Genomic DNA, 10,508 nt, shown 5'->3' with positions numbered 1-10,508 from the left:
AAAGAAGTGAACATACCCCAACCATTGTCAGCGACACTTTTTCCAAAATGAAGTGCTTGCGACATTCCTTTCATATTTAGATCTTCAATAGCTACAACATCAAAATGAGTAGCTAACTCTTTAGACTATGGTATAAAATTGAGCACCTTCCAAAACTGTTTTTCTTCCACATTAAGATAAAAATTCACTATCAACTAAAGATTCTATTTCTTCACCGTTTCCCCAATACATAACTAGATTAGGACTTCTGGAGGCTAAAGGGGCCAGGAAAGCAGCAAAGCTAGCGTAAGGTGCTAAATTCCCTCAAGGCATCTCAAAAGCTGAACAATTATTTAATACTCCTATACTCTCCACTCTCCAACATACAACAAAATACATCGTAAAATATATTTTACGATGTATTTTAAAAGAGAAATTGTCATCAGTTTTCTCACCCATATATTTATGAAGAGCTTTACCATTCACGATAAACTCCTCAAATTTTGAAAAAGTTCTTTTAATTGTATACTATACGTTTTTGTCACTTTACCCATAAATTGGCCAAAAAACATTTCTTTTTGTAGATGATTACCTAATTATTTAACGGGGTCGAAAGCATACGTTGGCCATGTATTAATTATTAACCCATAAGCTTGCCATTATTTTATGATAAATTTCATACATACGGATTAAAGGATATAAAGAAAATGATTGTTTTTAACCCCTGATATAACAAAGATTTCTTAATAAAAACCAAGAACAGTCGTTTAAGAAGCTTTCTTAACATACGAAATTCATATTTTATTGGCGAAACCTCTTTATTAAAATTAGTATTATTGTCTAGTTACTATAAAAAAGCCCAATGAATATATAGGTTTATATAACCTTTAAAATTTAAAATAGAAAGAAGCTGAAAGTTTATGTATCAACAAAATTATGATGAATACTCATATGATTATACAAATAATCCCAGACAACAATCATTTGTAAATTTAGTAGGTCAGTTTCATATTCTTCCTCAGTCTGTTATTTTACCTAATGGTCAACAACTTCAAGCAGGAACGCGTGTTTTTATTTTTAGAGTAGCTTTTAATCAAATGGGGAACGAAGTGGTTACAATTGTATTCCCTAATGTAGTTGGTGGAAATGTTAGTCTTGGATTAGCGCCAGTTGCAGCTTCTCAACTTTCACCTGGTGGTGCCGGTGGTGGGGTCATGTTCCCCCAAGTTGCCCCTATGCAACCTGGATTTGGTGGTAGATAAAAAAATTTAACAAATAATTTATTTCAGTATATAAAATTAATTAAGTATAGAAAAAACTACACTTAATATAAAAATGGGCCAGATTTTTTTAAAAAAAGATCCTTTTTCAGTATCAATAACGAATTTCACGTCAACTAGCACCTCTTACGAGGCGCTAGTTGTTATTTTTGTTGTATACATATTAGAAGCATACGTTGGCCGCAAACTAAAAAGGAATAAGTTGATCAAAACGGCCATCTTATGCTTCTTGTTACAGTTTTAAACATAGAGTATACAAATTATTACACTTACTTTTCTTCACCGCTTGCTTGCATGGAATTAAACGCCCAATGTAATTTCAATGCATCTCCCCTGAAATACATTTTGGTCTTCACCGCTATCTACGAATGTGAACATTACATAAAATGTATCATCATCACCTGGAGTAAATCCATTTCCTTCTCGATCTACAATACCTTTCTTTACAAGATCAGGAATACTTCCATTTTGCGTAGCTACCTTTAATTCAGATAATGTAGAATAGTACGTTTTTGCTTTACTCGTTGTACTCTTTATACTTTTAATCATTATTGGATGCAGTTGCTTCTGCTAAAATACTAAGGGAAAAGACACTCTTATTTGGGTGTCTTTTCTTTATTTCTCAATATAAGAGCTATAAAAATATGCTATGATTTTAATAGAAATTCCCTTGTGTGCAATGAGATAGTAATACCCAACAAAAACCCACCTATTTCCGTAGGTGGGCCTTATCTTTATTACACAATCCAAATTATACTCTGATTTTCCCATCAACTCTATGCAATTATACATATCTGAAAAAAATACACCGAATGAATCTTATATATAGTAAAATAATAAACGTGGATACATTCTATAAAGCAGATTCTTTTGAAAGGCGTAACATACCAATCATTATGGAAGGTGTCGCGTCACTCTAATACTGATCTCAAATCTCTTGTACTTTGTAAACTAACAATCTGGTGTATATAGACGATTCTGTTTTATAGGGTGTGTTTACACGTATAACAAAGGGATAATACGGATAAGTTTATACTAAATGAACGTGGTTCAAGTCGGAGGAAGGCACCTTAGGGTGTCTTTTTTTGTACATAATAAAAGCCTCACCATCCTATGGAAATGGTAATTCCTTTAAAACAAATAATAATTGTAAATATATTAATTTTACATTACATTAAAAGTTAGAGAAAGCTCTTATACTAATACAGTGCTAAATAGTAGGTGAAAAAATGGAATTTAACGATTTGGGTATTACCATTAAAGAACTTAGAATAAAAAAAAACATATCACAATCCGAATTGTGTCATGGAATTTGTTCACAAAGTCAAATTAGCAAAATCGAAAAAGGTGTGATTTATCCATCTAGCATATTGTTATATCAATTATCAGAAAGACTTGGGATTGATCCAAATAATATATTTGCACTAACTCAAAACAAAAAAATTAAATACGTAGAAAATGTAAAATATGTAATAAAAGATTGCTTAAAACAAAAACAATATAAAGAACTTTATGAAATAGTAAAAAAAGAGAAAAACTTAAATAACTTTCAAACAAATGAAGAGAAACAATTTCTAATATGGCATGAAGCAATTGCTATATTTGAGGTAAGTAGATCAACCAAAACTGCTTTAACTCTTTTAAATCATGCATTAAAACTAACTTTAACCAATTCTGATTTTTTATCAGAAAGAGAAATACATATTATGCAGACAATGGCTATATTTCATGGGGAAAATAAAGAATATGAAAAAAGTATTACGATATTAAGAAGATGTTTAACTAATTTTAATAAGTTAGATTTTCCTAGAAATAAAGAAATTAAACTAAAAATCATTTTAAATTTAGCAAAATCTTTGGCCTTCACATATCAACATGAAGAGGCAATAAATTACATTGATAAGGGCATCAAATTAGCAATTAATCTAAATACTTTATACCTATTAGGTGAACTATTCTATTTAAAAGGTCGGTTTTTATTAAAGATTAAACAACACAATGTAGAAGATGTTGTTTATAACTGGAAAAAAGCATTATTTATATTTGAACTAACTGAAAGAAAACAATATATAAAAATGATCAAGGAAAAATATATTAAAAATCAAGAATAAACAAGAAAGAATTTTAACATAAACTATTCCTAATTGTTATTTATTTCTAAAAAAAGTACTGTAATACGAACTATTCCTAATTGTTGTTTATTGCTAAAATGAATACCGTAATATTAGATAAATATAAAGGGTGGCATTTTATGAAATCAAGAGGAATTACTCGTAAAGCAGATAGTATGGGGCGTATTGTTATTCCAATGGAAATAAGACGGAGTTTAGGAATTGTAGAAAAAGATTCTCTTGAAATGTTTATAGAAGAGGATCAGATTATTTTACGAAAATATCAATCTCCAAGAGCTTGTGCACTTACAGGAGATATTTCAGACAGCAATATTTCGTTAGCGAATGGGAAGATTATTGTAAGTCCAAACGGGATGGAACTGTTAATAAAGAAGTTACAGCAATATCTTTTAAAGTAAAAGGTAAGTAAGAACTTTAAAATAGAATATACTTGGAAAAAGTCCTCTATTCATTTAGGGGGCTTTTTTATTGTTATCAATAAAATTGAGGGGCCGTAGTTGGTTCAATGGAATACGAATTACCTTGTAAATAGTCTGACTATTTTTTAGAAAAAACTATTCATTTACATTTTTTGGTTTCGTGTTATATTTTTAATGTTAACATAGTTGTATTGAAAATTCTGATTTTAAAATTAGGAAAACTTTAGAAAATGAAATACTCTTACTTGAATTGAAAATCATATAAACATAGTTTGAAAGTAAAGTATGAAAATGAATCAGATTTTCAAATTAAATTTGTCAATTCAATAGAGGTTCGTGGGGGAAATGTAGCTAAGAAGAAATCTCTTATACTCCATGTTTTTTATTTGTAAATCGGTAATTCTAATAGCTCTGACGAAAAGTAAAGGAGTAAAAAAGAAGTGGATAGTTTGTTTAATGAAGATAGGGTGTAAAAAATAAAACAACGGAGGTTTTATAATGAATAAAGGAATACTGCAGATTACAGAAATTGAAGAAATTACTATTCCGAATCTATTGAAGGATAAAATGAAGAATCTGATAGAAAATGAATTAAAAACTCATAATCCTTATACTTGTGATCAAGAAATAGCAGCATATTTTTCAAAAGAGTGGCTTAATTGTTTGATTGACTATTCAAAGAAAAATCCGAATTCAGATGTGAAAAACCTACTACATATGATAAAAATAGCGAATTGTGGCGGGAACGTACCGCCTATTCTTATTAAAAATACTCCATGTGACCCTATAGAAACACTATTACCTGGGGAAAATCGCAGAGGTTTTAATTATGGTGAAGACGAACACGATAGAATGAAAAAATATTTTTATGCAGAATGGGTCACATGGCTTTTTGCCACACTTTTTAATTATGATGCTTTAATTCACCCATCCGAACATGCTGGGAAAAATAGATTTCATCTCATTTCGCCTTTAAATAACGATGAAGTTTTGCGAAATGTCGGTGCAAGCACCGGTGGCGGGAACTTTTATCAACATAACGATGCCACAGTGTATACAGATATGAAAGACCAGTCAGATATTGAAGCGAGATTGAATACATTCAATACAAATTTAGAAATTGTATCAAATAGACTTAATAAATCCGTGGAACGAATAGTGTCTGAAATTACTTGTGGCAAATTTACTAGAGTTGATGCTCTTTTATTAAAAGGAGTGTTAAATTTAAAAACTCAAACTCATATTGGAACGCCAAAATTACTTCAAAAGCATCTTGAAGAAAATCACTTCAGTAAAGATGACATATTGGCGATAAGTAAAATGCCTATTGCTCATATCGCAGGAATGGCTGATGGTGAAATATCGGGATTTGTAGGGGAAATAAACCAAATTATATTTTTAGATGATAATGGTGATATTATTGCAACTTGTTTGAATGGAGCAGAAAATAGATTGATTTATGTGGGAGAAAGTGAAGAAGAAAAATTGAAATTTGACATGTTTTTAGAACTCTTACGAACAACGCCTACTTATAAGGTTCCACTTACATCTGAAGATTTATTACTTATACCAAATTCATACTATGGTAAACAAACAAATGTAACTCATGGTAGGGAAAGATTATCTGAGGAAGAATATAAAATCCCGATTGGAAATAATAAATACGGAAGAAGAATTGTTTGCAGGCAGTACGTTTCCAGCCGATTACGTGATCAGAAAGGAAGTTACTTTACAGATATTATTAACTAGTTTAAAGAGAGGAGGGACGATGGGGAGGTTTGGGGTATAATAGCTCAAGTCTTCCCATATTCTTTGTATGGATTTTACTATTGAATTACTCATACTACTATTTTTAGTAGCTGTATTAGCAGGATGGATAGATACAATTGCTGGAGGCGGTGGTATGATAACTATCCCGATAATGTTATTAGTAGGTATGTCTCCTTCTGTAGCGATAGCAACTAATAAACTGCAAGGGAGTAGCGGAACTCTCATGGCAACAGTGTTTTTTATTAAGAAGAAAGAAATTAATCTTAAAGAAATGCGTTTGTCCATCTTAATGACCTTTTTTGGATCAGTTTTCGGTGGATGGCTTGTTTTACAGATACGAGCAGAATATCTAATTATGATATTACCTTTTTTACTTGTTTTTATTGGCATTTATTTTCTATTATCTCCAAATATAGCAAACGAAGATCGACCGAGAAAAATAAGTATGTTGTTGTTTGCGTTAACAGTGGCTCCGTTACTGGGATTTTATGATGGTTTCTTCGGCCCAGGAACAGGTAGTTTAATTGCTTTAGCATTCATTCTCTTATGTGGATATAGTGCTACACGGGCGACTGCAAATGCTAAGATTTTGAACTTTACAAGTAATTTCGCTGCTTTGTTGTATTTTATTATTTTTGGCCAAATCGATTGGACAATTGGATTGATTATGATGCTTGGTCAAATAATAGGATCATATATTGGGGCGAAGATGGTGCTTACAAAAGGGACGGCATTAATACGACCAATAGTGGTTATTGTTTGCTTTGTCATGGCAATTAAGATTTTTTTACAAAATATGAACTAAATGTAATCAATATATTATTTGTATCAAAGTTAGAGTGTTTTCATGTTCCTATTGCAGTATTACGCTGTTTAAGATGTGTTCAAAATTACACAATTTGACTAGTGTAATGTATTGCGTTATGCTTTTTTATAGTATAAAAGAAAGGCTTGAAGATAATGATTCGTCGTTTGAGAAAGCTAAAAAATGTAGCAGTCGTAGTAAGCTTCTAAGCAAATAGCAATATATATAATACTTAGAAGCGAGGAATAAAGTTATGAAGCATCCATTATTTAATCATTGGTCAGAAACAAAGTATATAAAAGATATAGTAACAAATCCACTCATTGAAGTAGGAGAGTACTCCTATTATTCAGGCTATTATAGTCATCAAAATTTTGAAGATGGCTGTGTAAGGTATTTGTGGGGAGATGCTAAGTCCCAAGCACTGTTCAATCCAATTGAACAGATGGGATGGCACCTTGACAAACTCATTATTGGGAATTATGTTTGCATAGCAAGCGGGGTAGTCATTTTAATGGGTGGTAATCATAATCATCACTCAGAATGGATTACAGTATATCCATTCGCTGAGCAAATTAAACAATCATATGAACCTAAGGGAGATACAGTCATTAAAAGTGATGCTTGGATTGGAATGAATGCTATAATAATGCCTGGCGTTACTATTGGTGAAGGTGCAATTGTTGCTGCAGGATCAGTCGTAAGTAAAGATGTTCCGCCGTATACAATAGTTGGTGGAAATCCTGCTAAGGAAATAAAGAAACGATTCACTGATACAGAAATAAACATGTTAATGGAAATGCGTTGGTTTGATTGGGATAGGAAATTGATTGAGAAGGCAATTCCGCTGTTATCTAGTCCATCCATCGAACCATTATTTGCTTTTTATAAAAATGAAGTGAAAAATAAATAAATCAGTTAGAAAAACTACATCCAGTATAGGGTGTAGTTTTTATTTTTTGTAAATGTGGAACAAATGTATTATTTAGATTGTCTATTAACTGTAATCCTAAAAAAATATGAAAGTGTGAATCATTTTGAAAAATATAAGGGGATTAAAAATAAGGATATGTGTGGGAATACAAAGTATTAGCGCACCTGAAAATGTCGGATGAGATGGTCTATATGAAAGCGATTCTAACGTTTTATATGTATATACAATTTGAGAACACTTTCTATTTTTTGCGGGATTATGTTAGAATAACGCTTTTTTTAAGTACAAAGAAATTGGAGGTAACAGAAGTGAAAGGTATGTTTTGCAATAGAGTTATTGCAATAGTAACAGTGCTTACAATATTTTGTAGCATGGTCGTTACAATTGGAAAAGCAGCAGCGGAAACAGATCCTGCTATAGACGTTGAAGCAGGGTCAGCAATTTTAATAGAAGCAAATTCTGGAAAAATTTTATATGAAAAAAATGCAGATGAATCATTGGCAATTGCTAGTATGACAAAAATGATGAGCGAATACTTAGTTCATGAAGCGGTGGATAAAGGAAAACTTAAATGGGATCAAAAAGTTAAAATCTCTGAATATGCACATAAGATTTCGCAAGATCGTTCACTATCAAATGTTCCATTAGAAAATGGTGGCTCTTATACGGTAAAAGAGTTATATGAGGCAATGGCAATTTACTCTGCAAATGGTGCAACAATTGCTTTAGTTGAACAGATTGCTGGTAAAGAGGTCAATTTTGTAAAAATGATGAACGATAAGTCAAAAGAGTTTGGTATGAAAGACTATAAGTTTGTAAACTCTACCGGCTTAACAAATCAAGATTTAAAAGGATATCACCTAGAAGGGACAACTCTAGACGAGAAAAATAAAATGTCTGCAAGGGATTGTGCAATTTTAGCACAACGTCTTATTCAAGATTTTCCCCAAATATTAAATACAGCAAAAATTCCTAAAAAAACATTCCAAGAGGGTGGTAAATATCCAATTGATATGGCGAACTTTAACTGGATGTTAAAAGGTTTAATTAAGCAATATGAAGGTGTAGATGGTTTGAAAACAGGAACGACTCCAGAAGCGGGAGATTGTTTCACTGGTACAGTAGAAAGAAATGGTATGCGCCTAATTTCTGTAGTGATAAAAGCAAAATCTCATACGGCACGTTTTGATGAAACAAAGAAATTATACGATTATGGATTTGCGAATTTTGAAGTGAAGAATGTCTACGGAAAAGATTCAGTAATAAAAGGACATGAAACAGTTCGAGTGGCAAATGCAAAAGACAAAGATGTAGTAGTTCAAACGAAGCAAGCTGTTTCACTTCCAATGCCGAAGGGCAATAAAGACATTTATAAAAAAGAATTTAAAGTATCGAATACGGAACAAGAAGCGCCTATTAAAAAAGGTGTAACAATTAGTAAAATGATTATCTCGTCTAAAGATAATACAGATCCTGGGTTCTTATCAGGTAATTCATTACAAATAGACCTTGTAACAAAATCTGATGTGGAACAAGCAAATTGGCTTACACGTTTTATACGTAAAACAGGATCTTTTTTTAGTGGTATGTGGGATCGTACGATTGATATAGTAAAAAGCTAATTTTATAGGATACAACTAAATATTAGTTTGAAACAAAAGGTTTCAAAGCACTATAGATTCTTATGTGGATAGCTTGGAATGTCAGGGTGTAATTTTTTCTTCTTACTTTGTGCATTGCAATGACACTACTTTTTTCTATAGTTTCGTATCATGTAATCGAAAAGAAATGTATCAACTGGGCAAAACAAAGAACAACAAATTTTTTGAAAAAAGTATAAGTCCTAGAGGGATTTTATTTCTTTAGTAAATATACGAATATGACCGATTCCTTAGTATACTTGGGAATCGGTCAATTTTGGATTCTAAATGTAAATATAGTAAAGTGGAATATAATTGAAATCGAAAACCACTTAGAAATAACAATTACGGTGTGAGCTATTGTATAGTATAGATATGTTTAAAAATAAAGGGGGAATACATATGTGGAAGCGATTTGTAGCAATTGGTGATAGTTTTACAGAGGGGATAGGGGATGAAGTTGAGGGAATTGCATTAAAAAGCTGGGTAGATCATTTTGTTCAACTGTGTGAAAAAGATATAGAATATGCCAATTTTGCAAAGCGTGGGTTAGTAACTGAAGAAATTCGCTTGCAGCAATTGGAAAAGGCGTTAACTTTTAATCCAGATTTGGTTAGTCTCATTGCAGGGGCAAACGATGTTTTAAAAGGACGTTGGAATCATGATGTATATAAGAACGATATGGAATTTATGATAGATACATTAAGTAAAGCAGGGGCTGATATTATTATAGCAAACCTTCCTGATTTTACAGTTAGGCTTCCTTTTGCTTCTGAAAAAAAACAAGAAATAAAAGAACAATTATTAGAGGCAAATGAAGTTATACATTCACTGAGCAGAGAGTATAAGCTTCATCATGTTGATTTTTGGAATCATCATTTAGTTAATGACAATACGCTTTGGTCTAAGGATTTAATTCATCCAAACTCAAAAGGATATGTAAAAGTTGCTGAATTGATTTTTAGTAGTTTGCCTGTACAGAAGACAAAATAATAGTTTGCAATGTAACGAATATGATATTAAGTGTATGAAGCTATGTTTTTTAGTAAATGGAAAGAACTAAACATTTAGCAAACAAAGCGTTTCTACGATATATTTCTACAGTAGTGCACAAATACAGAATCACAAAGAAAGATCACTTATGGAAATAGGTGGTCTTTAAATGTTTTTATAACTAAATTAGTATATACTGTATTACTAACAATTTCGTACTACATAAAAATTAAGTTCTCTTATAGAAAAACTGATTTTATATTATCTTAAAATATAATAACATGTTCAAATGATATTTTGGGTATGTATCCTAATTGTAAATGATGTGTAATTTTTTTTGAAGTATAAATATCCAATAAATAAAATAGGTAGTAGGTGCAGAAGTATTAATACTATATTATTCAATTCTTGTTATGAGTACATTAGTGATTGGTAATATTATATTTTTATTATCAACTTTAGTTATTGGAATTAATTTGCATAGAAAATATGTAGGATAAGAAAAAATAAATATACTTTATTGTATATTTATTTTTTTGTTTAGTAGGATTTATAG

General features: G+C 31.1%; 8 protein-coding genes and 4 pseudogenes. 10 read left to right on the top strand and 2 right to left on the bottom strand.

Going from position 1 to position 10,508, the window contains the following annotated elements:
- Nucleotides 1–125, bottom strand: a pseudogene (locus GBN78_RS31275) (RNA-guided endonuclease InsQ/TnpB family protein); the annotation flags it as partial.
- 774 nt (nt 126–899) lie between these two features.
- On the opposite strand from GBN78_RS31275, the gene GBN78_RS26130 reads away from it, so the two are divergent.
- Nucleotides 900–1,241 carry a hypothetical protein gene (locus tag GBN78_RS26130; protein ID WP_098405739.1) on the top strand — a complete coding sequence of 114 codons (342 nt, stop codon included), beginning with the start codon at nt 900–902 and terminating at the stop codon, nt 1,239–1,241.
- 287 nt (nt 1,242–1,528) lie between these two features.
- Here the strand turns inward: GBN78_RS26130 and GBN78_RS26125 are convergent.
- Nucleotides 1,529–1,760 (bottom strand): annotated as a pseudogene (locus GBN78_RS26125) (TasA family protein); the annotation flags it as partial.
- Nucleotides 1,761–1,770: 10 nt separating this feature from the next.
- Here GBN78_RS26125 and GBN78_RS30760 point away from each other — a divergent pair.
- From GBN78_RS30760 to GBN78_RS26080, 9 genes and pseudogenes are all read left to right on the top strand, one after another.
- Nucleotides 1,771–1,833, top strand: a pseudogene (locus GBN78_RS30760) (YjcZ family sporulation protein); the annotation flags it as partial.
- 655 nt (nt 1,834–2,488) lie between these two features.
- Complete coding sequence (locus GBN78_RS26115) at nt 2,489–3,370, top strand: helix-turn-helix domain-containing protein (protein ID WP_152127863.1); 882 nt, start codon at nt 2,489–2,491, stop codon at nt 3,368–3,370.
- 140 nt (nt 3,371–3,510) lie between these two features.
- Nucleotides 3,511–3,789: an AbrB/MazE/SpoVT family DNA-binding domain-containing protein gene (locus GBN78_RS26110; protein ID WP_000842216.1), complete on the top strand. Its 279-nt coding sequence runs from the start codon at nt 3,511–3,513 to the stop codon at nt 3,787–3,789.
- Between the two features lie 519 nt (nt 3,790–4,308).
- Nucleotides 4,309–5,559: a hypothetical protein gene (locus GBN78_RS26105; RefSeq protein WP_074626408.1), complete on the top strand. Its 1,251-nt coding sequence runs from the start codon at nt 4,309–4,311 to the stop codon at nt 5,557–5,559.
- A gap of 67 nt (nt 5,560–5,626) precedes the next feature.
- Nucleotides 5,627–6,385, top strand: coding sequence for a TSUP family transporter (locus GBN78_RS26100; protein ID WP_000347986.1), 759 nt, complete (start codon nt 5,627–5,629; stop codon nt 6,383–6,385).
- 253 nt (nt 6,386–6,638) lie between these two features.
- Nucleotides 6,639–7,298: a CatB-related O-acetyltransferase gene (locus GBN78_RS26095; protein ID WP_000682538.1), complete on the top strand. Its 660-nt coding sequence runs from the start codon at nt 6,639–6,641 to the stop codon at nt 7,296–7,298.
- 329 nt (nt 7,299–7,627) lie between these two features.
- Nucleotides 7,628–8,941 (top strand): D-alanyl-D-alanine carboxypeptidase family protein, encoded by a 1,314-nt coding sequence (locus GBN78_RS26090; RefSeq protein ID WP_000677705.1) that lies wholly within the window; start codon nt 7,628–7,630, stop codon nt 8,939–8,941.
- Between the two features lie 92 nt (nt 8,942–9,033).
- Nucleotides 9,034–9,159: pseudogene (locus GBN78_RS26085) on the top strand (acyltransferase family protein); the annotation flags it as partial.
- A gap of 202 nt (nt 9,160–9,361) precedes the next feature.
- On the top strand, nt 9,362–9,952 hold the full coding sequence (locus tag GBN78_RS26080; RefSeq protein WP_003313192.1) for an SGNH/GDSL hydrolase family protein: 591 nt from the start codon (nt 9,362–9,364) through the stop codon (nt 9,950–9,952).
- Nucleotides 9,953–10,508 lie beyond the last annotated feature (556 nt).

This window comes from Bacillus sp. B2-WWTP-C-10-Post-4 (genome assembly GCF_009183805.1).
GTDB classification, from domain to species: domain Bacteria; phylum Bacillota; class Bacilli; order Bacillales; family Bacillaceae_G; genus Bacillus_A; species Bacillus_A cereus.
The sequence above is the reverse complement of the archived record's forward strand: the minus strand, read 5'-3'. Positions and strand labels throughout refer to the sequence as shown.